Here is a 22,801-nt window from a genome sequence, read left to right as displayed (position 1 = left end):
GCGGCGTGCAGGGCCTCCTCGGCGATGCCGGAGGCGTAGGAGGCGCCGCCGCCGCCGTGGACGTGCAGGTCGACGAAGCCGGGGACGAGGGTGTGTCCGGTGAGGTCGAGGTCGCCGGGCTCGGGCTCGCCGCCGAGGCCGGCGATGGCGGTGCCCTCGACGGTGAGTCGGCCGCCCTCGACGACGCCGCCGGGCAGGACCAGCCGGGCGCCGGCCAGAGTGATGCGGTCCGCGGTCACGCGGTCACCTCCAAGGTGAGCAGATCCCAGGCGAGCAGGCCGGCGCCCAGGGACGCGGCGGTGTCTTTGAGCATGGCCGGTACGACCTTCGGGGGCATCTGGAAGGTCAGGCGCTCGGTGACCGCCGCGCGCAGCGGGGTGAGGAGGGTGTCGCCGGCCTCGGCCAGCCCGCCGCCGACGATCACCGTGGACGGGTCGAGCAGGCTCTGGGCGAGCACGATGCCGTCGGCGAGGGCGTCGACGGCGCGCTGCCAGACCGCGAGCGCGCGGGCGTCCCCGGCGTCCACCGCGGCGGCGCAGGATGCTGCGTCGGCGTCGGGGTCGCCGCAGGCCTCGGCCCAGGCGCGGGAGACGGCGGAGGCGGAGGCGAGCGTCTCCAGGCAGCCGCGGGCGCCGCAGCCGCACTGCGGTCCGCCGGGGCGGACCACGACGTGGCCGATCTCGCCGCCGTAGCCGTGCGCGCCGGCCTCGATCCGGCCGCCGATGCCGATGGCGCCGGCGATGCCGGTGCCCAGGGCGATGAACAGGAAGCGGTCGACACCGCGGCCGGCGCCGATCCGGCCCTCGGCGAGGCCGCCGGAGCGCACGTCGTGGCCGAGCGCGACCGGCATCGCGGAGCCGTCGGGGCCGGCCAGCCGCTCGCCCAGCAGGCTGCGCAGCGGGAGGTCCCGCCAACCGAGGTTGGCGGAGTAGACGGCGATGCCGTTCCTCTCGTCGATCGTGCCCGGGACGGCGACGCCGGCGGCGAGCGGGGCGACGCCGAAGCGGCTGCGCCCCTCGTCCGCGAGGTCGGCGGCGAAGTCGAGGATGGCGGCGACCACGGCGTCCGTGCCGTGCTCCCGCCCGGTCGGTCGGCGTGCTTCGAACAGCACGGAGCCGTCCTGGGCGAGCAGCGCGGCCTTCATGCCGGTGCCGCCTACATCGAGTGCGATGACGTGCTTCACGGAGGACAGTTTCCCCTGGCTGGTAGAAGAGGTCTAGTCCAGTTGTCGGATTGGTCTGGTCCAGAACGGGTGAGCTTTGTCGCAGCTGCGGGCGGTGTGCGGGGCTTTGCGCCGGGCGGCGCGCGGTCACCTCCTGTTGCGCATCGTGCAACGACCTCCGCACTTCGATAACTACTCGGCGGGCCCGGCGTAGTGGTGTGGACCACCGCCCGCTCGATTTGGCAGTGTTGCCGCCTCCCCCCTGCCGGATTCCCCCGTTCGGCCGCAGTCCTCCCCCCGAAGGCGGTACCCGCGTTGAACAGGCGCGCCCACGTTCCCACCCGTGTCCTCGGCACCACGCTGGCCGGCGCGCTGGTGCTCACCGCGGTCAGCGCGTGCGGCGGGCAGGGCGACGGGACGGTCACCCTCAAGCTGGTCGCAGCCGACTACGGGGAGAACGCCGACACCGGCTCCAAGCGGTACTGGGACGAGGTCGCGCGCGGCTTCGAGGCGGCGAACCCCGGGATCAAGGTCGACGTCGAGGTCGACAGCTGGACCGACATCGGCAAGAAGGTCGACGACATGATCGCGGCCGGCAAGTCCCCCGACCTGCTGCAGACCGGCGGCTTCGCCGACCAGGTCGCCGCGGACCGGCTCTACCCGGCCGGCGACGTGCTCTCGATGGACACCCAGGCCAAGTTCCTGGACACCTTCTCGCACGCCGGCCAGGTGCTCGGCACGCAGTACGGCATCCCGTTCGTCTCGTCCTCCCGGGTGCTCTTCTACAACAAGGCGGTCTTCCGCCAGGCCGGCATCACCCAGCCGCCGGCCACCTGGAACGAGCTGCGCCAGGCCGCCGAGAAGATCAAGGCCAAGGTGCCGGGCGTGACCCCGTACGGGCTGCCGCTCGGACCGGAGGAGGCCCCGGCCGAGTCCATGCTGTGGACGCTCAGCGGCGGCGGCAGCCTCTCCGACGACGTCGGCAACTACACCATCGACAGCAACCAGAACCAGGCCACCTTCGGCTGGCTGAAGAGCAACCTGGTGGCCACCGGGCTGACCTACGCCGACCCGGGCAGGATGAACCGCACCCCGGTGTTCCAGGACTTCGCGGCGGGGAAGGTCGCGATGCTGAACGGGCACCCGACGCTGCTGCGGATGGCGACCGCCGGGAAGATCGACTTCGGCACCGCGCCGATCCCGAAGAAGGACGGCGTGACCAAGACCGGGAGCCTCGGCGTCGCGGACTGGATGATGGCGTTCAAGGCCAACGGGCACAAGAACGAGATCAAGAAGTTCCTGTCCTTCGCCTACACCCGCGAGTACCAGCTGAAGTTCGACGAGCAGTACAACCTGCTGCCGGTCACCCAGGACGCGTTCGCGCAGATGACCTCGGACCCGAAGCACGAGGACCTGAAGCAGTTCGCCGCCGGGCTCGGCAACGCCAGCTTCTACCCCTTCGGGGACCCGGCCTGGGGCGACGTCAGTAACCGGATCAAGGCCGGCATCGGGCAGGCCGTCACCGGGGACCCGAAGCAGGTGCTCACCGGCCTGCAGGACGCGGCGGTCAAGGAGGCGGCCCGGGTCCGCAAGTGAACCCGGGCCGGTGGGGGAGCCGCCCCGCGGACGCGGGTTCGAGGACGGGCCCTACGGGAGCGTGATGGCGTAGGCCTTCCGGAGGGTCTCGTGGACGGTCCAGGTGGTCCGGTCGCCCTCGCGCAGCACCGCGCAGTCGCCCGGGCCGACCTCCAGGGTCGGGCCGCCCTCGACCTCGATGGTGGCCCGGCCGCTGAGCACCACGAACATCTCGTCGGCCTCGACGTCGGTGACCACGCCCGGGGTGATCTGCCAGATGCCGCGCAGCTGGCGGCCGTCGGGGGACTCGGCGAGGACCCTCCCGGAGACCTCCGGGGAGCCGGAGACGATCTGCGCGGGGTCGAGCGGGTCGGGTTCGAGGTCGGCGGTGGGGATGTGCACGGCGAAGCTGGGCGTGGTCATGGTGCCGACGCTATCCGGGGTGCCAAGTGCGCGGAGGACGCAGAGTGTGTCGGGGTTCCGCGCGAGAATGACACTCCGTAGTGAGGGCGGAGGTGTCCTGGTGGGCGAGCTGAGTGAGCGGGACGTGGCGGTGCTGGCGCTGGAGGGGCGGCAGTGGCGCACGGCCGGGGCGAAGGAGCGGGCGATCCGGGAGGAGCTGGGGATCTCCTCCACCCGGTACTACCAGCTGTTGAACGCGATGCTGGACCGGCCGGAGGCCCTGGCGCACGCGCCGGTGCTGGTGAACCGGCTGCGGCGGATCCGGGAGGCTCGCCGGGCCGCGCGCTGAACCGCGTGGGCCGCGCCGCGCCGCGCCACGTCGCGTCGCGCCGGTCGCGCTGCGCCGCGCCGCTCGCGGTGGGTGCCGCCGGACGGGTTGGGTGGGAGTCGGGCAGCGGGGTATGGCTCGGGCATGGGCTTCGAAGAGACGTGGACGCCGGTCACTGCGGCCGGGCGGGACGGAGTGCGGGCGATCCTGGAGGCGCCCGGGGGCGCGGTGATCGCCCTGGACTTCGACGGGACCTTGGCGCCGATCGTGCCGGACCCGGACCGGGCCAGGGCGCATCCCGGCGTGGTGGCCGCCCTGCGGGCCCTGGGCCCGCGGGTGCGGGCCGTGGTGGTGGTGACCGGCCGCCCGGCCGCCCTGGCGGTGGAGTACGGGGGCCTGGCCGGGCTCCCCGGGGTGGTGGTGCTCGGGCACTACGGCGCCGAGCGCTGGGAGGACGGCGAGGTGAGCGCGCCGCCGGTGCACCCCGGGGTGGTGCGGGCCAGGGCGGCGCTGCCCGGACTGCTGGCCGAGACGGGGGCGCCCGACGGGACGTGGGTGGAGGACAAGGGGCGCTCGCTGGCGGTGCACACCCGGCGCACGGACGCGCCCGAGGAGGCGCTGGAGCTGCTGCGCGGGCCGGTCGGCGAGCTCGCGGCGGGGCTCGGGCTGGTGGTGGAGCCCGGGCGGCTGGTGCTGGAGCTGCGGCCGCCCGGGGTCGACAAGGGGGCGGCGCTGACCGGCTTCCTGCGTGAGCGCGCGGCGCGGTCGGTGCTGTACGCGGGCGACGACCTCGGGGACGTGGCGGCCTTCGCGGCGGTGGAGGAGCTGCGCGGCGAGGGTCTGGCGGGCCTGCTGGTGTGCAGCGGCGCGGTGGGGGACGCGCCGGTGCGCGAACTCGCCGACCGGGCGGACCTGGTGGTCCCGGGCCCGGCCGGCGTGGTGGAGCTGCTCGAAGGGTTGGCCCTGGCGCTCACGGCGCACTGAGCCGGTCGCTCACGGCGTGTCGAGCCGGTCGCTCACAGCGCGTCGAGCTGGTCCAGGAACCACTGCTGCGGGGGGAGTGCGGTGGCCGCCGCCGCGAGGCGCTTGGTGCGGTCGGCGCGCTCCTCCTCCGCCATGGTGAGGCCCGCGTGCAGGGCGTCCGCGGTGGCGATGACGTCGTAGGGGTTGACGGTCAGGGCGTCCTCGGCCAGCTCGGCGTGCGCGCCGGCCTCGCGGGAGAGCACCAGGGCGCAGCCGTGGTCGGAGACCACCGGGACCTCCTTGGCGACCAGGTTCATGCCGTCCCGGATCGGGTTGACCAGGGCGACGTCGGCGAGCCGGTAGGCGGCCAGGGAACGCGGGAAGTCGTCGTCGACGTGCAGGATCAGCGGCTTCCAGGTGTCGGTGGCGAACTCGGCGTCGATCTCCCCCGCGAGCCGCCGGACCTCGGCGGTGTAGGCCCGGTACTCGGCGAGGTCGGTGCGGGACGGGTAGGCGAAGGCGATGTGCACCACCCGGTCGTGCCACTCGGGGCGGGTCCGCAGCAGGTGCCGGTAGGCCTGGAGGCCGCGGACGATGTTCTTGCTCAGCTCGGTGCGGTCGACGCGGACGATGGTGCGGCGCCCGCCGACGGCCTCCCGCAGGACGGCCAGGCGCTCGTCCACGTCGGGGCGGTGGGCGCGCTCGCGCAGGAAGTCGGCGTCGGCGCCCAGCGCGTGGACGCCGAGCCGGGTGGTCCGGGTCTCCCCGGCCGAGGGCCCGGGGAGGGTGACGGTGAGGGCCTCGCGGTCGACGACGGCGCCCAGCAGCTCCTCGCAGCAGTCGGCGAAGGCGAGCGCCCAGCGCCGGGTGAGGAAGCCGGCCCGGTCGGCGCCCAGGATGCCGGTCAGGACGGCCCGGGCGACGTCGTCGGGCAGCAGCCGGTAGTAGTCCGGCGGCGCCCAGGGGGTGTGCGAGAAGTGGCCGATCCGCAGGTCGGGGCGGGCGGCGCGGAGCAGGGCCGGGGTCAGCGACAGGTGGTAGTCCTGGACGAGGACGGCGGCGCCGGGGGCCGCCTCGGCGGCGAGGGCCTCGGCGAAGGCGGTGTTGTACGCCGTGTAGGCGGCCCACTCGGTGCGGAAGTCCGCGTCGAAGGAGGGGGCGGTCGGGGTCGCGTACAGCAGGTGGTGGACGAACCAGAGGGTGGAGTTGGCGACGCCGTTGTAGGCGCGGGCGAAGGTGTCCGGGTCGATGTCGAGCATCCGGACGGCCTGTCCGCCGACGTCGTGCCCGGCGCGGTCGAGGCGGCCATCCGGGGCCTCGGCGGCTGCTCTGCGGTCGGCCGCGCCGAGGGCGGCGCAGACCCAGACGGCGTTCGGGTCGTCGATGGCGGAGAGGCCGGAGACCAGGCCCCCGCCACCGCGCCGGAGGGTCAGCGTGCCGTCGTCAGCGGTTCCGAACGACACCGGTCCCCGGTTGGAGGCCACCAGGACGGGGGCGGTGCCGGTCGCGCTCGAACGTTCGGTCGTGAGATCGCCCATGGTTGGTACGTTGCCGTGGCCCCGGGGCGGCAAACCCCTCAGTGCCGGGTCGCGTACTCGGGCACGGTGTGCATCGGGGGGCGCTCGACGGCCGTCACCGGGTGGGTGTGGGCGGTGAACTCCCGGGTCCGCGGGTCCCGGGTGAACTGGGTCAGCAGCGGGTGGACCAGGTCGGCGGAGGCCTTCAGCCGGTGGGTGCGGTCGAGCCGTTCCAGGGCGGTGCGGTAGATGGTGGCGGCCATCCGGCCGAGCGCCTGGCCGTCCTGGTGCCGGTGGTGCCGGACCCCGACGTCCACCTGGGCGAGGGCGTCCAGTCCGACCGCCTCCAGCGCGTCCACCAGGAGGCCGAGCTCGACGCCGTAGCCGGTCGGGAAGGGGAGCCGTTCGAGCAGCGAGCGGCGCGCGGCGTACTCGCCGCCCAGCGGCTGGACGAAACCGGCGAGTTCCGGCCAGTGCAGGTTCAGCAGCGGGCGGGCGACCAGTTCGGTGACCCGGCCGCCGCCGGACGGCACGACGGCGCCGCCACCCGTGGCCGAGCCGTCGAGCGACACCTCCAGCGGGCGGTCGTACATGGCCTTGACCAGCTGGATGTCCGGTTCGGTGAGCAGCGGGCCGAGGATGCCGGAGACGAAGGCCGGGTCGAACTCGCGCAGGTCGGCGTCGACGAAGCAGACGATGTCGCCGCGGGTCACCAGCAGTGAGCGCCAGAGCACCTCGCCCTTGCCGGGGACGGCCGGGATCCGCGGCAGGACGGCGTCGCGGTGCACCACCCGGGCGCCCGCCCCCGCCGCGACGGCGGCGGTGGCGTCGGTGGAGCCGGAGTCGACCACGACGAGCTCGTCGACCAGCGGGACGCGCTCCATCAGCTCGCGCCGGACCGTCCGGACGATGTCGCCGACGGTGGCCTCCTCATCGAGGGCGGGGAGCACCACGCTGACCGTGTGACCGGTGCGGCGCTTGGCCTCCAGCAGGGTGCGCACCGGCCGGTCGGCCGCGCTCCACGAGCGGCGGCGCAGCCAGGACGCCGCCTGCGGGAGGAGCGCGGGGATCGGTTCGGCGGGCACGTGACTCTCCTCGGCGGGATCGGGTGGGACGCGTCATCTCGCGTGGCGGACGGTCCCGTTCGGCGTTGACGCCTTCGGATACAGTCTTCGTACAGCGGTCGGACCTTTGCACGCCGGGGTCACCGTTGAGCGCCACCACAATTTCACAAGCTCATCCAGAGGGACTGAGGGAACGGCCCGTTGACGTCCCGGCAACCTTCTCGCTCGGCTGTCGTCGTACAGGCCCCGGCGGGACAGGTGCCAATTCCGGCCTGTGGCGCGACCGCGCCACGGGGAAGATGAGGAGAGAGGCCTCGCCATCATGGCTATCGACACCGTCGCACCCGCATCCGTGGACCTCGGCCCCGCCGCCGCCCTGTCCTGTCGGGAGTGCGGCACCCGCTTCCCGCTCGGTCCGAGCTTCGCCTGCCTGGAGTGCTTCGGCCCGCTGGAGATCGCCTACGAGTTCGGCGGCGAGCGGGCCGAGGAGCTGCGCAAGCGGATCGAGGCCGGCCCCACCTCGATCTGGCGCTACGCCCCGCTGCTGCCGGTGCCGGCCGACGTCGCCTCGAAGCCCAACCTGAACCCCGGCTGGACCCCGCTGGTGAAGGCGGACAACCTGGGCCGCGAGCTCGGCTTCACCGCCCCGCTGCACGTCAAGGACGACTCGGGCAACCCCACCCACTCCTTCAAGGACCGGGTGGTGGCCTGCGCCATCGAGGCCGCCCGGGCCTTCGGCTACACCACGCTGTCCTGCTCGTCGACCGGCAACCTGGCCGGTGCGGTGGGCGCGGCGGCGGCCCGGGCCGGGTTCCGGTCCTGCGTGTTCATCCCGCACGACCTGGAGCAGGGCAAGGTCGTCATGGCCGGGGTGTACGGCGGCGAGCTGGTCGGCATCGAGGGCAACTACGACGACGTGAACCGCTTCTGCTCGGAGCTGATCGGCGACCCGGCCGGTGAGGGCTGGGGCTTCGTCAACGTCAACCTGCGCCCGTACTACGGGGAGGGTTCCAAGACGCTGGCGTACGAGATCTGCGAGCAGCTCGGCTGGCGGCTGCCGGAGCAGATCGTCATCCCGATCGCCTCGGGCTCCCAGCTGACCAAGATCGACAAGGGTCTGCAGGAGCTGATCAGGCTCGGCCTGGTCGAGGACCGGCCGTACAAGGTCTTCGGCGCCCAGGCGGCGGGCTGCTCGCCGGTGTCGGCCGCGTTCAAGGCCGGCCAGGACGTGATCCGGCCGGTCAAGCCGGACACCATCGCCAAGTCGCTGGCGATCGGCAACCCGGCGGACGGCCCGTACGTGCTGGACATCGCCCGGCGCACCGGCGGCGCCGTCGAGGACGTCACCGACGCCGAGGTGGTGGACGCCATCCGGCTGCTGGCCCGGACCGAGGGCATCTTCGCCGAGACCGCCGGCGGGGTCACCGTCGGCGTGCTGAAGAAGCTGGTGGAGACCGGCCAGCTCGACCCGGCCAAGGAGACCGTCGCGATCAACACCGGCGACGGCCTGAAGACCCTGGACGCCGTCGCCGGGGCCGGCATGACCGCTGTCATCCGCCCGACCCTGGCGTCCTTCCGCGACGCCGGCCTCGCGTCCGCCTGAACCACCCCACCCGCTGGGCCGCACCCCCGCTAGGAGAGCCATGAGCGTCAACGTCCGCATCCCCACCATCCTGCGCACCTACACCGGCGGCGCCGCCGAGGTGAGCGCCGAGGGCGCCACCCTCGGCGAGGTCATCGCCGACCTGGAGAAGAACCACGCGGGCATCTCCGCCCGCATCCTGGACGACACCGGCAAGCTGCGCCGCTTCGTCAACGTCTACGTGAACGACGACGACGTGCGCTTCGCCGACGGCCTGGCGACGGAGGTCGCGGACGGCGCCGGCGTCTCGATCATCCCGGCGGTGGCCGGCGGCTGCTGAGCCGCACCCGCCCGGGCCGGCCGCCCGCGCGCACGGAATTCCGCTCTCCGTGCGCGCGGGCGGCCGTGCGCATTTCGGCGGGAATATATCCCGGTGGAGTCGGAGTAGAGTGTGGCTCGGCTGGGAACAGGGATTCTCTTCATCCTCCCCCGCGATTCGCCGGACCGCCGTCCGGCCGTTGAGACCCGCTGAGCCCCGGCGCTGCGAAACATGTCAGGCCGATGTCAGAATTCGCGCGGTGATCTGTAGTAATTCGTCCGCTATGTCCGGCGTCAAATGCCGAGTTCATTCCGATTCCGCCCGCAGTGTCCCCTGGTGCGCACCCGGAATTCCCCGCAGTTGACCCTGTTGCAGAGGGCGTCGATCCGGATACATTCAGCGGCGGTCGACGTAGTCAGCCGCTCACAGGATGCCGTCAGGCGCCCCGGCGGAGGATTGCGGCGTGCACGGCTGCGCCCAGGGGGGGTTCCCCGGGCCGGCCTCCAAACCAGACCCGGGCCCGCGACCTGCGGGCGCGTGAAGGGCCAGCACAGCACTAGGGGAGTTCGGAATGGCTCAGGGCACCGTCAAGTGGTTCAACGCGGAGAAGGGCTACGGCTTCATCGCGGTCGACGGTGGTGCGGACGTCTTCGTCCACTACAGCGCGATCCAGATGGACGGCTACCGCACCCTCGAGGAGGGCCAGCGGGTCGAGTTCGAGATCTCCCAGGGACAGAAGGGCCCGCAGGCGGACATGGTCCGCTCGGTCTGACCTCTTCGGCTCCAGGAGCTCGGCGCGGCCCACGGCTGGTGACCACTCGCTTCTCGGCGGGCCCGTACGACACGCGTCGTGCGGGCCCGTCGGCGTTCCCGGGCGGGAGTTGCGGGGGCCCCCGGGATCGCGCCGGACGGCTCGCGGGATCGCGATTGGGCTTGCACTCGACCACCCGGAGTGCTAATCATTGGCGTTAGCACTCACAGCGTGAGAGTGACAGCGGACCGGGTCGGTGAGGCCCCCGGGAGCGGTAGGGGAAAAGACCCCCGCACACCAGGGCCGTCCGTCGCGGGCACCCCTTGGTCCGAGCAGTCGACCGTGTCCCGGAGGACCACTTCTGATGGCCAAGATCATCGCCTTTGATGAGGAAGCTCGCCGCGGCCTTGAGCGTGGCATGAACCAGCTCGCCGACGCAGTGAAGGTCACGCTCGGCCCCAAGGGCCGCAACGTCGTGCTGGAGAAGAAGTGGGGCGCCCCCACGATCACCAACGACGGTGTCTCCATCGCCAAGGAGATCGAGCTCGAGGACCCGTACGAGAAGATCGGCGCGGAGCTCGTCAAGGAGGTCGCCAAGAAGACCGACGACGTCGCGGGTGACGGCACCACCACCGCCACCGTGCTCGCCCAGGCCCTGGTTCGCGAGGGTCTGCGCAACGTCGCCGCCGGCGCCAACCCGATGGCCCTGAAGCGCGGCATCGAGAAGGCCGTCGCCGCCGTCTCCGACCAGCTGCTGGCCCAGGCCAAGGACGTGGAGACCAAGGAGCAGATCGCCTCCACCGCCTCCATCTCGGCCGCCGACACCCAGATCGGCGAGCTGATCGCCGAGGCCATGGACAAGGTCGGCAAGGAAGGCGTCATCACCGTCGAGGAGAGCAACACCTTCGGTCTGGAGCTCGAGCTCACCGAGGGCATGCGCTTCGACAAGGGCTACATCTCCGCCTACTTCGCGACCGACCTGGAGCGCATGGAGGCGACCTTCGAGGACCCGTACATCCTCATCGCCAACTCCAAGATCGGCTCGGTCAAGGACCTGCTGCCGCTGCTGGAGAAGGTCATGCAGAGCGGCAAGCCGCTCGTCATCATCGCCGAGGACGTCGAGGGCGAGGCCCTGTCGACCCTGGTCGTGAACAAGATCCGCGGCACCTTCAAGTCCGTCGCCGTCAAGGCCCCGGGCTTCGGCGACCGCCGCAAGGCCATGCTCGGCGACATCGCCATCCTCACCGGTGGCACCGTGATCTCCGAGGAGGTCGGCCTCAAGCTGGAGAACGCCGGCATCGACCTGCTGGGCACCGCCCGCAAGGTGGTCATCACCAAGGACGAGACCACCATCGTCGACGGTGGCGGCGACAGCGAGCAGGTCGCGGGCCGCGTGAACCAGATCCGCGCCGAGATCGAGAACAGCGACTCGGACTACGACCGCGAGAAGCTCCAGGAGCGCCTCGCCAAGCTGGCCGGCGGCGTGGCCGTCATCAAGGCCGGCGCGGCCACCGAGGTGGAGCTCAAGGAGCGCAAGCACCGCATCGAGGACGCCGTCCGCAACGCCAAGGCCGCCGTCGAGGAGGGCATCGTCGCCGGTGGTGGCGTCGCGCTGCTGCAGGCCGGTGTCGCCTTCGACAAGCTGGAGCTGGACGGCGACGAGGCCACCGGTGCCAACATCGTCAAGGTCGCGCTCGAGGCCCCGATCAAGCAGATCGCGACCAACGCCGGCCTCGAGGGCGGCGTCGTGGTGGAGAAGGTGCGCAACCTCCCCGCCGGTCACGGCCTGAACGCCGCCACCAACGAGTACGTCGACCTGGTCGCCGCGGGCATCATCGACCCGGCCAAGGTCACCCGCTCCGCGCTGCAGAACGCCGCCTCCATCGCGGCGCTGTTCCTCACCACCGAGGCCGTCATCGCCGACAAGCCGGAGAAGGCCGCCGCGGCCGCCGGCGGCGGCATGCCGGGCGGTGACATGGACTTCTGATCCTGATCTCCTGAGATCGGATCGGTCGAATCCCGATCGTGTGGGCGGTCCCCTTCGGGGGGCCGCCCACACGGCGTTCCAGCGGCGCACTACCGGAGAATGGACAGATGGCTTCCGACGACATCGAGACCGCCCTGCACAACGCGCGGGCCCTGATCCTGGCCGACCTCACCGCGCGGGACGTGGCGGACGCCGCCGTCGTCTCGCTGGTCGAACAGGCCGTGACCCACCGCCGCTGGTGGCTCGAGCAGTGGCCGGACGGCACCGAGTACGTGCTCGGGCTGGTCGCCCAGGACGTCCAGGACGCGCTGCTGGAGGCCTACGGCCGCTGGCCGCTGTGCGCCGACTGCGCCGCCGACGGCGACCCGCACGCGCTCAGCGTGGAGCCCGAGCTGGGGCCCGAGCCGCACTGGGTGTGCGGCAAGCACGGTGCGGTGGTCGCGCCGGTCGGGGGACTCGCCTAGGGCGTGTCTTTCGGATCACGTCGGATCAGCGGGCGTCGTTCTCAGGCCCCGCCGGACGCCAGCCGGTCCAGTTCGGCCGCCAGGTTGGCGCGGGCCGGGGCGTCGAAGCGGGCCAGGGCGGCCGGGGTGCGGTAGAGCGCGGGCAGCGCGAGGAGCCGGCGCAGGACGTCCGCCCGGCCGGCGCGGAAGTCGGGCTCCGGGACGAAGGCGTACTCCTCCCGGACGGCGGCCGTGTACGCGGCGTACGCCCCGGGGCTGCCGCCGAGCACGGCGAGGTCCGCGTCGCAGAGCACCTCGCCGTCGCGGTCGCCCGGCTCGGGGCGGTGCGTGACGGTGAGCAGGACCAGCCGTTCGACCTCGGCCACCCGCGCGGCGGGCAGGCCGGCGGCGGTGAGCGCGCGGACCGCCAGGGCGGCGCTGCGCTCCTCGTTCTCGGAGCGGTCGGGCCGGTAGACGGCGTCGTGGAACCAGGCCGCGAGCCGGACGGCGTCCGGGTCGGCGGCATGCCCGGCGAGCTCGTCGACGTGCCGCAGCACGGCCCGCAGGTGCTCGGGGGTGTGGTAGCGGCGCTGCGGTTCGGCCCAGCGGCGCAGCAGCTCCCGGCCGTACGGCTCGGGGTCCTCGGTGGCGGCACAGCGGTGCAGCAACGCGGTCCAGTCGGCGAGCAGGGCGTCCGCGCGGTCGTCGGTGTGGTCCCCGGCGCGTTCCTCGGTGATGGGCATGGGGGCCATTCTCGCGGTGCCGTCGCACTGGACCGATAGGTAGATCGACGATATATGTAGTCACATGACTGAACGCTCGATGCAGGAGCCCACGCTGCTGCTGCTCACCGCACTCGCCGACGCCCCCAGACACGGCTACGCGCTCATCCAGGAGATCGCCGCCATCTCGGACGGCCGGGTCACGATGCGCACCGGCACGCTCTACGGCGCGCTCGACCGCCTGCTGCAGCAGGGGCTCATCGAGGTCGCGGCCGAGGAGGTGGTGGACGGCCGGGCCCGGCGCAGCTACGCCCTGACCGCCGCCGGCCGGACCGCGCTCGCCACCGAGGCCGAGCGGCTGCGGGCGGTGGCCACCGAGGCGGAGCGCCGGCTCTCGGCGGTCCGCTCGATGCTGCAGGGGAAGCCGGCGGAGTCGCCGGGGAGGTCCACGAAGAGGGGGCGTTTCGCATGACCACACCGATCCTGGGGGCGCCCTCGGCGGCGCTGCGGGCCGCGCTGCAGCTCTACCCGGCGCACTACCGCCGGGAGCGCGGCGAGGAGATGGCCGCGGTCTTCGCCGACACCACGGCGGAGGCCGGCCGCTCCGCCGTCGCCCGCGAGGTGTTCGACCTCGCGCTGTACGGACTGCGGGTGCGGCTCGGGCTGACCGGCTCCTCGGTGCTGGGGCGGGTGCTCGCGCTGGCCGCGCCGATGGTCGCCGGCGCGCTGGCCGGGGCCGGGCTGGTGCCGTGGGTGCTCGACCCGGACCGGGCCGCCTGGAAGCTGACCTGGGACCACTCGTACGGCACCTACGCCCAGACGATCGCGCCGCCGGTGGTCGCGCTGCTGCTCGCGGTGGCGGCGCTGCTGGGGCGCTGGACGGCGGTGCGGGTCATCGCGGTGGTGCAGGCCGTCATGGGGCTGGGCGTCCTGGCGCAGGCGCTCGTCCGGCCGGTGTTCGACCTCTGGTGGGCCGGGTACGTCGGGATGGCGACCCTGCCGGCCGCGGTGGCCGCGGTGCTGCTGCTGGCGGCGCCGACCGCGCTGCTGCCCGCACCCGACTGGCGCACCCGGGGCGTGGTGCTGGCCTCGGTGGCCGGGGGAGGGCTGCTGGTCGCGTTGCAGCGCTGGGACGACACGAACTTCCCGCTGGACGTCCAGTGGTTCGTGCTGCTGCTGCTCGTGCCGCTGCTGCTGACCTTCACCGCGCTGCGGGGCCGGGTGGTGCCGGCCGCGATCGGGGTCGCGGTGCTGTCGCTGACCACCTTCGCGGGCCTGTTCAACATCTGGCGCGAGGGCCGCGGGATCTCGCAGGTGCTGCCGGTCGTGGCGCCGGCGGCGGGCCTGCTGGTGCTGGTGGCGGTGGCCGTGCGCGCGGCCGGCCGTGGTGGTGGCCGGGGCGCCGGCCCCGGTGACGGCGTGGGTGGCGGCGTGGGTGGTGGCGACGGGGTCGAGGAGCGGCCCGGCCTGGCGTGACCACCAGGGGCCGGGCGGCCCCTTGAGGGGGCGCCCCGGTCCCGTCGCAGGGAGGGCGCCCGGGTCTCGCCGGGGGCCGGGCGATGTGGCAGGCTGTCCGGCATGTCTAGACCAATTTTCGAAGTCATCGCGCTGACGCCCCAGGACGCCCAGGCCGCCGAGTCGGGCGGCGCCGACCGCCTCGAACTGGTCACCGACATGGCCGCGGACGGGCTCACCCCGTCCGTCGAGGACTTCGCCCGGATCCGGGCCGCGGTCGGCATCCCGCTGCGGGTCATGCTCCGGATCAGGGACGGCTTCGCCCCGGGCGACCTCGACGTGCTGGCCGCCCGGGCCGCCGCACTGCGCGCCGAGGGCGCCGAGGAGTTCGTCTTCGGCTTCCTCGACGCCGACGGCGCCGTCGACCGGGCTGCCACCGAGGCCGTCGCGGAGGCCGTCGCCGGTTGCCGCTGGACCTTCCACCGGGCGATCGACCACAGCGCCGACCGGGCCGCCCTGCGGGCCGCCGTCGGCTCGCTGCCCGGACTGGACACCTTCCTGACCTCCGGCGCGGCCGCCGGGGTGGACGCCGGGCGGGAGGTGCTGCGGGCCGAAGCCGCCCGGGCCGGCGAGCCCGGGTACGGGCAGCGGATCCTGATCGGCGGCGGCCTGCGCGCCGAGCACCTCAAGGGCCTGCGGGCCGAGGGCTTCGACGCCTTCCACGTCGGCGGCGCGGTACGGGTCGCCGGTTGGGACACGCCGGTCGACGCCGCCAAGGTGGCCGAGTGGCGGGCGCTGATCGACGCCTGAGCGGGCACCGGGGTCGGCCCCGGCGGGGCCGACCCTGCCCCGTCAGCGCAGCTGCTCGGGCAGCGGCTCGCTGTGCAGCACCGTCAGGCCGGAGACGGCACGGGTCAGCGCCACGTACAGCCGGCGCAGTCCGGTCCGCTCGTCCGGCTCGCCGGCGACCACCGCGGCCGGTTCGTCCAGCACCACGTAGTCGTACTCCAGACCCTTGGCGAGCGAGGCCGGCACGAGGGTCAGCCGGGCCTGCTCGCTGGTCTCCTCACCGGGGGAGAGGTGCGGCAGCCCGGCCGCGGTCAGCGCCTCGGCCAGCCGCGGGATCCGGGCGTCGGCGGCGATCAGCCCGGTCGAGCCCTCGTGCTCCAGCGCCTCCCGGCAGGCCGCGAGCACGGCCTCCGTCGAGCCGTCCTCCTCGACGCGGCGCACCACGAGGGAGCCCGGAGCCTCGCGGACGGAGGATGCCGGGGCCAGCCCCGGGGCGATCGCCGGGAGCAGCCGCGAGGCGTACGCGATGACCTCCTCGGGCACCCGGAAGCCCTTGGTCAGCTCCTCGACGTGGGCGTCCGGCTTGCCCAGGTGGCGCAGCGCGTCCGGCCAGCTCGCCGTCGCCCAGGGGGTGGTGCCCTGGGCGAGGTCGCCGAGGACGGTCGCCGAGCCGGTGGTGCAGCGGCGGCCGACCGCCCGGTACTGCATCGGGGAGAGGTCCTGCGCCTCGTCCAGCACCACGTGGCCGAGCGAGGGAGTGCGCTGCACGAGGTCCGTCGCCTCGTCGACCAGGACGGCGTCGGCCGGCGTCCAGCGGGCGGTCCGCACCGAGCGGCCCGGCTTGGGCCAGAGCACCGCCAGCTGCTCCTCGGGGGTCAGCAGGCCCTCCGCGCACTCGGCCAGGAACGCCGGCTCGGAGAGCAGCCGCAGCACCAGCTTGGCCGGGTCGACCGCCGGCCAGCACTCCTTCACCACCGCCTTGACCGCGGCGTTGCGGGCCACCGCGTCCTGCACCCGGTCGTCCGGTGCCTCGCCGCCCTGCTCCATCTTCAGCAGCACCGCGTGCGCGATCCGCTGCGGCAGGGCGTCCCTGGCGGCGCCGTAGCGGATCTCGCGGCCCTTCAACTCCTCGATGATCTCCACGAGTTCGTACGCCGGGACGCGCCAGCGGCGGGAGCCGCGGACCACCACGCAGGGCTCGGTGGGCAGCGTGATCCCGGCCCGCACCGCCCGGCGCAGCACCTCGGCCAGCCGCGCGTCGCCCTTGAGCCGGGCCGCCTCCGGGGTGTCCTCGCCCCGGACCTCGACGTGCCCGACCAGCTGCTGCACGGTGGCCTGGGCGACGTCCAGCTCGCCCAGCGCCGGCAGCACCTGCTCGATGTAGGAGAGGAACGCGTTGTTCGGCCCGATCACCAGCGTGCCGGTGCGGGCCAGCCGCTCGCGGTGCGCGTACAGCAGGAACGCGACGCGGTGCAGGCCGACGGCCGTCTTCCCGGTGCCCGGGGCGCCCTGGACGCAGATGGTGCCCGTGACGTCCGAGCGGACGATCTCGTCCTGCTCCGGCTGGATGGTGGCCACGATGTCGCGCATCGGGCCCACGCGGGGCTTCTCGATCTCGGCCGCGAGCAGGGCGGAGGCCGTGTCCGTCTCGGCCGGGTCGCTCAGGTGCTCGTCCTCGTACGCGGTGAGCTCGCCGCCGGTGTAGCCGAAGCGGCGGCGGCGCTCGACGTCCAGGGGCTCCGTGCGGCTGGCCCGGTAGAACGGCTGGGAGACCGGCGCGCGCCAGTCGATCACCATCGGGTCGCCGTCGGCGTCGTGGACGTGCCGGCGGCCGATGTAGAAGCTCTCCCCGCCGCCGCCCTCGCTCAGCTCCTCGCTGATCGCGTGCAGGTAGTCCAGGCGGCCGAAGAACAGCGGGGTGTGCGCGAGGTCGGCCAGGGCGGCGATCCGGGCCTCGATCTGGTTCTGGAGGACGACGGCGGACACCCAGGTGCCGGTCACGTCGCGCAGGTCCAGTGCCTGGACGTCCTCGCGCATCGCGCGCAGCGCGGACCGGGACGCGGCCAGGTGGTCGCGTTCGCGCTGGAGGGGGTCGGTGGTGGGGGTGGCGGGCACGGCGAACCTTCCCGGCTGGCCCCGGACGGGCACAGCGGATCGATGGAGCTCACGGTGGGGACAGCCGACCGTCCCTCCTTGCCCGGCGACGGGCAGGAGGGGCCCTTCGTCCGGTCGGCACCTCCCCCGGCTGCCTGCGCGACTTCAGCAGGTACCACGGTTCGGGAGGGGGCAGACGGACGATCTTAGACCCGCGCGCCCGGGGGTTCCAGCCCCGCAGGTCCCGGGGGTCCCAGGGGCCCCGGACCGGTGGCGCCGGGGGGCCGACCCCGCCGGGTCTCAGGGGTCCGCCCCCGCAGGTCTCGGGGGCGGCCGTACACCCGCAGGAGGACCCGTGACCCGGCGGATGCGGCCTTTGGAGTGATGACCTGGGCCGTTCGGGTGCCTACCGTGGAACACATGAGCACAGCGAACCGAACCCCCGCCTCCCCCGCCGGCGCGACCGCCGTCCCCGGCCGGCACCGCAACCCGCTGGCCACCGCCGTCCGCAACCTCGGCATCGCCCTGGACACCGCCGCGCGCGTGGTCTTCCTCGGGCGCGACGGTGTCCGTTACTGAGTCCCGCGGGGCCCCGGCTACAGCACGTCGTCCGCGTCGATGATGCGGTACGCGTAGCCCTGCTCGGCCAGGAAGCGCTGCCGGTGGGCCGCGAAGTCCTGGTCCACGGTGTCCCGGGCGACCACCGAGTAGAAGTGCGCCGCGTGGCCGTCCGCCTTGGGGCGCAGCACCCGGCCCAGCCGCTGGGCCTCCTCCTGGCGGGAGCCGAACGTCCCGGAGACCTGGATGGCCACCGTGGCCTCCGGCAGGTCGATCGAGAAGTTGGCGACCTTGGAGACCACCAGCACGCCGATCTCCTTGTTGCGGAACGCGTCGAACAGCTTCTCGCGCTGGGCGTTGCTGGTCTCGCCCTTGATCACCGGCGCGTCCAGGACCTCGCCGAGTTCGTCCAGCTGGTCGATGTACTGGCCGATGATCAGCGTCTGGTCCTTCTCGTGCTTCTTCACCAGCGCCTCCACCACCCGGCGCTTGGTCGCCGTGGTGGCGCAGAAGCGGTAGCGCTCCTCGGGCTCGGCGGTCGCGTAGGCCAGCCGCTCCGAGTCGGTCAGGGTGACCCGCACCTCGCAGCAGTCGGCGGGCGCGATGTAGCCCTGCGCCTCGATCTCCTTCCACGGCGCGTCGAAGCGCTTGGGGCCGATCAGGCTGAACACGTCGCCCTCGCGGCCGTCCTCGCGCACCAGCGTCGCGGTCAGGCCGAGCCTGCGGCGGGCCTGCAGGTCGGCGGTGAACTTGAACACCGGCGCCGGCAGCAGGTGCACCTCGTCGTAGACCACCAGGCCCCAGTTGCGGGCGTCGAACAGCTCCAGGTGCGCGTAGACGCCCTTCCGCTTGGTCGTCATCACCTGGTACGTGGCGATGGTGACCGGGCGGATCTCCTTCCGCGTGCCGCTGTACTCGCCGATCTCGTCCTCGGTGAGCGAGGTGCGCTTGACCAGCTCGTGCTTCCACTGCCGGGCCGACACCGTGTTGGTCACCAGGATCAGCGTGGTCGACTTGGCGTGCGCCATCGCCGCAGCGCCGACCAGCGTCTTGCCGGCGCCGCAGGGCAGCACCACGACACCCGAACCGCCGTGCCAGAAGCCCTCGACGGCCTGCGCCTGGTACGGGCGCAGCTGCCAGCCGTCCTCGTCCAGGTCGATCGGGTGCGCCTCACCGTCCACGTAGCCGGCGAAGTCCTCGGCGGGCCAGCCGAGTTTGAGCAGCACCTGCTTGATCTGGCCGCGCTCGGACGGGTGCACCACCACGGTGTCCGGGTCCACCCGGGCCCCCACCAGCGGGGCGATCTTCTTCGAGCGCAGCACCTCCTCCAGCACCGGCCGGTCGGTGGTGGCGAGCACCAGCCCGTGCGTCGGGTGCTTGAGCAGCTGGAGCCGCCCGTACCGCCCCATCGTGTCGGCCACGTCCACCAGCAGCGCGTGCGGCACCGGGTAGCGCGAGTACGTCACCAGGGCGTCCACCACCTGCTCGGCGTCGTGCCCCGCCGCGCGGGCGTTCCACAGCCCGAGCGGCGTCACCCGGTAGGTGTGCACGTGCTCGGGCGCGCGCTCCAGCTCGGCGAACGGCGCGATCGCACGGCGGCAGTCGGCGGCCCTGGGGTGGTCGATCTCCAGGAGAAGAGTTTTGTCGCTCTGGACGATGAGCGGTCCGTCGTTCACGCGGGGGTGCCCTCCACTGGCTGACAGGCTGGACTGACGCAGACCCTCCAGTGTCGCGCATTCCGCGCGGAACGGGGACGGGCTACTTCCACTCGTACAGCACGGACCGGCCCGTGCCGGTGGGGTCGTTCTCGAACTCGAAGACGCCGACGAGGTCGTTGAGGCGCTGGAAGGTGTCGGCGCCGCTCTCGAAGTAGATGCTGCCGCGCCACCTGACGGCGCCGCCCTCGGTGAAGTGGCCGATGCCGTTGCCGTGCCAGCTGTAGGTCTCGCCCTTCTCGGTCATGCCGACGCCCTGGCCCTCGCCGAACAGCGAGCCGTCCGGCCGCAGTTCCGACTCGTAGGTGACGAACTCCCGGACCGGGACGCCCAGCAGCTGTCCCGTGCCGGTCATCGAGACCTCGACGGCGGGGCCGCCGACGGTCGCCAGGACGCGCCGACCGGTCTCGGTGGTGGTCAACTCCGCTATCTGCTCGCCGAGCATGATGCCTCCTCTCGCCATCCCCCGGTTCCAGCCTGCGCCGGGTGCGCGCGGTGGGCAATCGCGCCGGGTGACCCGCCCGCGCATCGCTCGTTGAGCCGGTCATGAACAAGTCGAAGCGTGTTCTCACCGCCCTCGCCCTGATGGGCTCGGCCCTCGCGGCCACCGCCTCCTCCGCCGGCTCCGCGCACGCCCTCGCGGGGATCGGGGAGGGGCCCGGCGGGCCGTTGGCGGCGCCCGGCTTCCTGCTCGCGGACGTGGTCAGCGGCGGGGAGCTGCCGGTCGGGCAGGGGCAGATCGGCACCCTGGCGGACCAGGCCGTCAAGGAGAAGGTGAAGGAGGCGAAGGGGCACTAGCGCGGGGCGCCCGCCGGGCCTACTCGTCCAGCTCGGCGACGCCGGTGATGCGGTGGAGGGCGAAGGTGCGGAGCTCGTCGGCGTGGTGGTCGAAGGCGGTGACGAAGCCGCCCTCGACCTTGACCGGGTCGATGATGCGCTGGCTCGCGATGCCCTCGGCGTTGAGGTAGCCGATCCACATCCGCTCGCCGAGCAGGACGGCGGTCTGCAGGGCGGCCAGCGTCTCGGCGGCGGCGGTGCGCGGCAGCTGGCGCGGGTCGGGGGCGGGTTCGCGACGGTTGGCCGTGGCGGCCCGGTCGCCGGCCCGGACGGCCTTGATGGCGGCGGCGAGCAGCACGTCGTCCGGGGTGGGCGGGCCGTCCGGGACGGGGGTCGGGGCGGTGCGCGGCGGCGTGCGGTGGCTGTCCGGGCGGGTGATCAGGACGTCTCCCTCCGCGGACTCGGCGGCCGGGGCGTAGCCCATCGTCCGCAGGGCGGCGAGCAGGACGTCCGGGGCGGCCTGGGCGGCCAGGACGGTGGGCGCGAGCAGCCGCAGGCGCAGGTCGGCGGAGCGGCGGTCGGCGAGGACCTCGTTCAGCAGGGACGGGTCGTCGCAGCGCAGGTAGGACGAGGCGGCGCCGACGCGCAGGACGCCGTGCCGGCGGGCGACGTCGTCGATCAGGTAGCCGAGCGGCTGCGGGACGGGCGTGCGGCTGTGCTGCTCCAGGAAGGCCCGCAGGTCGGCGGCGGTGCGGCCGGCGTCCAGGGCGCGGCGCACCGAGACCGGGGTGAACCGGTAGACGGTGGCGCCGCCCTTGGACTCGATGTCGGCGCAGAGGGCGAGCGCCTGCGCGAGCGGGGTCAGCAGCGGGCCGGGGGCGATCGCGGTGAGGTCCGGCTGGAGGATCACGTGGTCGAGCGGGCGCGGCAGCAGCGGGGCGAGCACCTCGGCCGGGTCGGACTCGGCGGTGAGCAGCGCACGGGCCGGGGCGGCGAGCGCGCCGCGGCCGGTGATGCCGAGGAGTTCGGCCTCGGCGAGGGTCCAGGTGGTGAGGTCCTCGCGCAGCTCGTGGCCGTCCGGGCCGGTCGGTCCGCCGCGCAGCGGCCGCTGCCAGCGCAGGGTGGGCAGCAGGTCGGCCGCGGTGGCGGGGGTGCCGGGCGGGAGTTCGGCGAGCAGGGCGAGGGCGGCGCGGCGGACGGAGGGGGCGAGCGTGCGGTCGAGTTCGGGGCCGAGCGCGGCCCGGGGCTTGCCCTTGCCGTCGGGGGTGCCGGTCAGGGCGGGGACGCGGGTGGCCGCGAGCCAGGCGCCGGCGAGCAGGGACCAGCGCTCGGCGGTGTCCTGCTGGAGCCAGGTGTCGTAGGCCGGCGTCGGGGCCCAGCGTTCGTCGGCGTCGCCGTCGGGGGCCAGCAGCCCGGCGGTGTAGGCGAGTTCGAGCCAGAAGGCGGCCTGCTGCTCGGTGGTCTCCAGGGTCTGGGCGGTCCGCTTGAGGTCGCGGACGCCGAGGCCGCCGGCGCGCAGGGTGGGCGGCGGGGTGAGGCCCCAGCCGTCGAGCAGCTCCTCGACGGTCCTGACGGCGGTGTGGGCCTGGCCGGCGGCGGCGTTGTCCACAGCCTGTGGATCACGCGCGGGGGCGGCCGGCGCGGGCTCGGGCTGGACCGGTTCGACGGTGCGGTGGGTGCGACCGCCGCGCAGGTGCAGGGCCAGCTCGCGCGGCAGCACCACGCTGCCGGGGCCGCTGGGCAGCAGCAGGCCGCGGGCCAGCAGCCATTCGACCGGGCTCTGCGCGTCCGCCGCGGTGACCGGGCGGGTGGCGTCCGGGACGGTGCCGGTCGGCGGGCCCCAGACCAGTCGTTCCAGCAGCCGCAGTGCGGGTTCGGGGGCGGTCTCCAGCAGCGCCGAGCAGCGGGCGCGGTCGCTCAGCAGCGCGGTGAGCGCGGCGACGGCGGTGACCGGGTCCGGCGTGGCGGGCTGCCCGGCGGAGGCGAGCAACTGCTGCAGCCGGGCCGGGGACATGCCGATCGTGGCGTCGGCGAGGGTCGGGCCGAGGCCGGTGCGGCCCGGGTTGGCGGCGGTCGGGGCGAGCGCCTCGCGCACCGCGAGGACCAGCCGCAGGCCGTTGTCCGGGCCCCAGAGCAGGGCCCGGTCGCGCAGGGTGGCGACCGCCCGGGGCAGGGCGGCGGCCACCGCGGACCGGTCGGCGGGGGTCAGCGGGGTCGCGCCGGGGTGCGGCCGGACCTTCGCCGGGCCGGTCAGCAGGGTGCGCACGGCGGCCAGGCCGGTGCCGTCCGGTGCGGTGGCCAGGGCCTCGGCGACCTGCAGGGTGAAGCGGTCCAGGCGCTCCAGGGCGCGCAGGGCCGATGCCCGGGAGGAGAGCCGGGCGGACAGCTGGGTGAGGTCGCCGGGGACGGGGTTGAGCAGGTCGGGGCGGGAGCGGAGCAGGGTGGCGAGCGCGTCGTCGGGGCGGGCGCGCAGCTCCTCGGCGAGGGTGCGGGGGCCGGCGGCGGACCGCCCCTGGCGTTGAGGTCCCTGCTGTGTGGTCATTCGACCTAGGTTAGTCGGGCGGGCGGGCGGCGGGGTGTCCGTCCGGCGGCCGCGGA

At 73.9% G+C, this 22,801-nt stretch carries 22 protein-coding genes, 1 pseudogene and 1 riboswitch; of the genes and pseudogenes, 13 read left to right on the top strand and 10 right to left on the bottom strand.

Translation table 11 applies throughout. The features are described from left to right. Positions 1–239: pseudogene (locus tag ACIRS1_RS33755) on the bottom strand (N-acetylglucosamine-6-phosphate deacetylase); the annotation flags it as partial. Next, entirely contained in the window at positions 236–1,183 is a 948-nt protein-coding gene (locus tag ACIRS1_RS33750) for an ROK family protein (RefSeq protein WP_402845986.1), read from the bottom strand. The gene ACIRS1_RS33750 and the pseudogene ACIRS1_RS33755, both read right to left, overlap by 4 nt. A 294-nt stretch (positions 1,184–1,477) precedes the next feature. On the opposite strand from ACIRS1_RS33750, the gene ACIRS1_RS33745 reads away from it, so the two are divergent. Further along, on the top strand, positions 1,478–2,758 hold the full coding sequence (locus ACIRS1_RS33745; protein WP_402845985.1) for an extracellular solute-binding protein: 1,281 nt from the start codon (positions 1,478–1,480) through the stop codon (positions 2,756–2,758). 51 nt (positions 2,759–2,809) lie between these two features. Here the strand turns inward: ACIRS1_RS33745 and ACIRS1_RS33740 are convergent, their stop codons facing one another. Beyond that, on the bottom strand, positions 2,810–3,160 hold the full coding sequence (locus tag ACIRS1_RS33740; protein WP_360222946.1) for a cupin domain-containing protein: 351 nt from the start codon (positions 3,158–3,160) through the stop codon (positions 2,810–2,812). Between the two features lie 67 nt (positions 3,161–3,227). On the opposite strand from ACIRS1_RS33740, the gene ACIRS1_RS33735 reads away from it, so the two are divergent. Together ACIRS1_RS33735 and otsB are read left to right on the top strand one after the other, a co-directional pair. Further along, the gene (locus tag ACIRS1_RS33735; protein WP_360222943.1) at positions 3,228–3,488 is read left to right on the top strand and encodes a DUF3263 domain-containing protein; all 261 of its coding nucleotides are present in this window, start codon (positions 3,228–3,230) and stop codon (positions 3,486–3,488) included. 123 nt (positions 3,489–3,611) lie between these two features. Further along, positions 3,612–4,451: a trehalose-phosphatase gene (otsB, locus tag ACIRS1_RS33730; protein WP_396316894.1), complete on the top strand. Its 840-nt coding sequence runs from the start codon at positions 3,612–3,614 to the stop codon at positions 4,449–4,451. A gap of 32 nt (positions 4,452–4,483) precedes the next feature. On the opposite strand, the gene ACIRS1_RS33725 is transcribed toward otsB, so the two are convergent. Together ACIRS1_RS33725 and ACIRS1_RS33720 are read right to left on the bottom strand one after the other, a co-directional pair. After that, on the bottom strand, positions 4,484–5,968 hold the full coding sequence (locus ACIRS1_RS33725; protein ID WP_402845982.1) for a trehalose-6-phosphate synthase: 1,485 nt from the start codon (positions 5,966–5,968) through the stop codon (positions 4,484–4,486). Positions 5,969–6,006: 38 nt separating this feature from the next. Then, positions 6,007–7,032 (bottom strand): glucosyl-3-phosphoglycerate synthase, encoded by a 1,026-nt coding sequence (locus ACIRS1_RS33720; RefSeq protein ID WP_360222934.1) that lies wholly within the window; start codon positions 7,030–7,032, stop codon positions 6,007–6,009. 148 nt (positions 7,033–7,180) lie between these two features. Continuing rightward, positions 7,181–7,317, top strand: a riboswitch (SAM riboswitch). A 16-nt stretch (positions 7,318–7,333) separates the two neighbouring features. Between ACIRS1_RS33720 and thrC the strand changes: the two genes are divergently transcribed. From thrC to ACIRS1_RS33695, 5 genes are all read left to right on the top strand, one after another. Further along, positions 7,334–8,614: a threonine synthase gene (gene thrC, locus ACIRS1_RS33715; protein WP_360222931.1), complete on the top strand. Its 1,281-nt coding sequence runs from the start codon at positions 7,334–7,336 to the stop codon at positions 8,612–8,614. A gap of 40 nt (positions 8,615–8,654) precedes the next feature. Beyond that, a complete protein-coding gene (locus ACIRS1_RS33710) occupies positions 8,655–8,933 on the top strand; it encodes a MoaD/ThiS family protein (protein ID WP_360222928.1) in 279 nt (92 codons plus the stop codon). A gap of 550 nt (positions 8,934–9,483) precedes the next feature. Beyond that, complete coding sequence (locus ACIRS1_RS33705) at positions 9,484–9,684, top strand: cold-shock protein (RefSeq protein ID WP_360222925.1); 201 nt, start codon at positions 9,484–9,486, stop codon at positions 9,682–9,684. 343 nt (positions 9,685–10,027) lie between these two features. Continuing rightward, on the top strand, positions 10,028–11,650 hold the full coding sequence (gene groL, locus ACIRS1_RS33700) for a chaperonin GroEL (protein ID WP_045692318.1): 1,623 nt from the start codon (positions 10,028–10,030) through the stop codon (positions 11,648–11,650). Positions 11,651–11,757: 107 nt separating this feature from the next. Further along, complete coding sequence (locus ACIRS1_RS33695; RefSeq protein ID WP_360222922.1) at positions 11,758–12,114, top strand: hypothetical protein; 357 nt, start codon at positions 11,758–11,760, stop codon at positions 12,112–12,114. Positions 12,115–12,155: 41 nt separating this feature from the next. Here ACIRS1_RS33695 and ACIRS1_RS33690 read toward each other — a convergent pair whose 3' ends face one another. Then, positions 12,156–12,836 carry a hypothetical protein gene (locus tag ACIRS1_RS33690; RefSeq protein ID WP_402845979.1) on the bottom strand — a complete coding sequence of 227 codons (681 nt, stop codon included), beginning with the start codon at positions 12,834–12,836 and terminating at the stop codon, positions 12,156–12,158. A 64-nt stretch (positions 12,837–12,900) separates the two neighbouring features. Between ACIRS1_RS33690 and ACIRS1_RS33685 the strand changes: the two genes are divergently transcribed. The 3 genes from ACIRS1_RS33685 to ACIRS1_RS33675 all read left to right on the top strand — a co-directional run bounded on the left by ACIRS1_RS33685 (position 12,901) and on the right by ACIRS1_RS33675 (position 15,080). Next, complete coding sequence (locus ACIRS1_RS33685) at positions 12,901–13,287, top strand: PadR family transcriptional regulator (protein ID WP_387900782.1); 387 nt, start codon at positions 12,901–12,903, stop codon at positions 13,285–13,287. After that, positions 13,284–14,291 (top strand): hypothetical protein, encoded by a 1,008-nt coding sequence (locus ACIRS1_RS33680; RefSeq protein WP_402845977.1) that lies wholly within the window; start codon positions 13,284–13,286, stop codon positions 14,289–14,291. Before ACIRS1_RS33685 ends, ACIRS1_RS33680 begins: the two co-directional genes overlap by 4 nt. Positions 14,292–14,393: 102 nt before the next feature. Then, positions 14,394–15,080 (top strand): copper homeostasis protein CutC, encoded by a 687-nt coding sequence (locus tag ACIRS1_RS33675; RefSeq protein ID WP_402845975.1) that lies wholly within the window; start codon positions 14,394–14,396, stop codon positions 15,078–15,080. A gap of 42 nt (positions 15,081–15,122) precedes the next feature. Here ACIRS1_RS33675 and ACIRS1_RS33670 read toward each other — a convergent pair whose 3' ends face one another. Further along, positions 15,123–17,174, bottom strand: coding sequence for an ATP-binding domain-containing protein (locus tag ACIRS1_RS33670; RefSeq protein WP_360212642.1), 2,052 nt, complete (start codon positions 17,172–17,174; stop codon positions 15,123–15,125). A 399-nt stretch (positions 17,175–17,573) separates the two neighbouring features. Between ACIRS1_RS33670 and ACIRS1_RS33665 the strand changes: the two genes are divergently transcribed. Further along, complete coding sequence (locus tag ACIRS1_RS33665; RefSeq protein ID WP_360212640.1) at positions 17,574–17,732, top strand: hypothetical protein; 159 nt, start codon at positions 17,574–17,576, stop codon at positions 17,730–17,732. 17 nt (positions 17,733–17,749) lie between these two features. On the opposite strand, the gene ACIRS1_RS33660 is transcribed toward ACIRS1_RS33665, so the two are convergent. Both ACIRS1_RS33660 and ACIRS1_RS33655 read right to left on the bottom strand, forming a co-directional pair. Next, entirely contained in the window at positions 17,750–19,387 is a 1,638-nt protein-coding gene (locus tag ACIRS1_RS33660; protein WP_360212638.1) for a DNA repair helicase XPB, read from the bottom strand. 82 nt (positions 19,388–19,469) lie between these two features. Then, a complete protein-coding gene (locus ACIRS1_RS33655; protein WP_402845973.1) occupies positions 19,470–19,871 on the bottom strand; it encodes a hypothetical protein in 402 nt (133 codons plus the stop codon). Positions 19,872–19,972: 101 nt separating this feature from the next. Between ACIRS1_RS33655 and ACIRS1_RS33650 the strand changes: the two genes are divergently transcribed. Further along, positions 19,973–20,224, top strand: a complete 252-nt coding sequence (locus ACIRS1_RS33650; RefSeq protein ID WP_360212634.1) for a hypothetical protein — start codon at positions 19,973–19,975, stop codon at positions 20,222–20,224. 19 nt (positions 20,225–20,243) lie between these two features. Here ACIRS1_RS33650 and ACIRS1_RS33645 read toward each other — a convergent pair whose 3' ends face one another. After that, a complete protein-coding gene (locus ACIRS1_RS33645) occupies positions 20,244–22,745 on the bottom strand; it encodes a helicase-associated domain-containing protein (protein WP_402845970.1) in 2,502 nt (833 codons plus the stop codon). Positions 22,746–22,801 lie beyond the last annotated feature (56 nt).

The organism is Kitasatospora sp. NPDC101176 (assembly GCF_044768035.1).
In the GTDB taxonomy this organism is placed as follows: domain Bacteria; phylum Actinomycetota; class Actinomycetes; order Streptomycetales; family Streptomycetaceae; genus Kitasatospora.
This window is presented reverse-complemented; position numbering and strand designations above follow the sequence as displayed.

Coding starts and splice junctions, on each gene's coding strand:
- otsB (WP_396316894.1), top strand. CDS start 3,612: ATGGGCTTCGAAGAGACGTGGACGCCGGTCACTGCGGCCGGGCGGGAC.
- ACIRS1_RS33685 (WP_387900782.1), top strand. CDS start 12,901: ATGACTGAACGCTCGATGCAGGAGCCCACGCTGCTGCTGCTCACCGCA.
- ACIRS1_RS33645 (WP_402845970.1), bottom strand. CDS start 22,745: ATGACCACACAGCAGGGACCTCAACGCCAGGGGCGGTCCGCCGCCGGC.
- groL (WP_045692318.1), top strand. CDS start 10,028: ATGGCCAAGATCATCGCCTTTGATGAGGAAGCTCGCCGCGGCCTTGAG.
- ACIRS1_RS33650 (WP_360212634.1), top strand. CDS start 19,973: ATGAACAAGTCGAAGCGTGTTCTCACCGCCCTCGCCCTGATGGGCTCG.
- ACIRS1_RS33655 (WP_402845973.1), bottom strand. CDS start 19,871: ATGCTCGGCGAGCAGATAGCGGAGTTGACCACCACCGAGACCGGTCGG.
- ACIRS1_RS33705 (WP_360222925.1), top strand. CDS start 9,484: ATGGCTCAGGGCACCGTCAAGTGGTTCAACGCGGAGAAGGGCTACGGC.
- ACIRS1_RS33740 (WP_360222946.1), bottom strand. CDS start 3,160: ATGACCACGCCCAGCTTCGCCGTGCACATCCCCACCGCCGACCTCGAA.
- ACIRS1_RS33690 (WP_402845979.1), bottom strand. CDS start 12,836: ATGCCCATCACCGAGGAACGCGCCGGGGACCACACCGACGACCGCGCG.
- ACIRS1_RS33665 (WP_360212640.1), top strand. CDS start 17,574: ATGAGCACAGCGAACCGAACCCCCGCCTCCCCCGCCGGCGCGACCGCC.
- thrC (WP_360222931.1), top strand. CDS start 7,334: ATGGCTATCGACACCGTCGCACCCGCATCCGTGGACCTCGGCCCCGCC.
- ACIRS1_RS33710 (WP_360222928.1), top strand. CDS start 8,655: ATGAGCGTCAACGTCCGCATCCCCACCATCCTGCGCACCTACACCGGC.
- ACIRS1_RS33725 (WP_402845982.1), bottom strand. CDS start 5,968: ATGGGCGATCTCACGACCGAACGTTCGAGCGCGACCGGCACCGCCCCC.
- ACIRS1_RS33695 (WP_360222922.1), top strand. CDS start 11,758: ATGGCTTCCGACGACATCGAGACCGCCCTGCACAACGCGCGGGCCCTG.
- ACIRS1_RS33735 (WP_360222943.1), top strand. CDS start 3,228: ATGACACTCCGTAGTGAGGGCGGAGGTGTCCTGGTGGGCGAGCTGAGT.
- ACIRS1_RS33680 (WP_402845977.1), top strand. CDS start 13,284: ATGACCACACCGATCCTGGGGGCGCCCTCGGCGGCGCTGCGGGCCGCG.
- ACIRS1_RS33675 (WP_402845975.1), top strand. CDS start 14,394: ATGTCTAGACCAATTTTCGAAGTCATCGCGCTGACGCCCCAGGACGCC.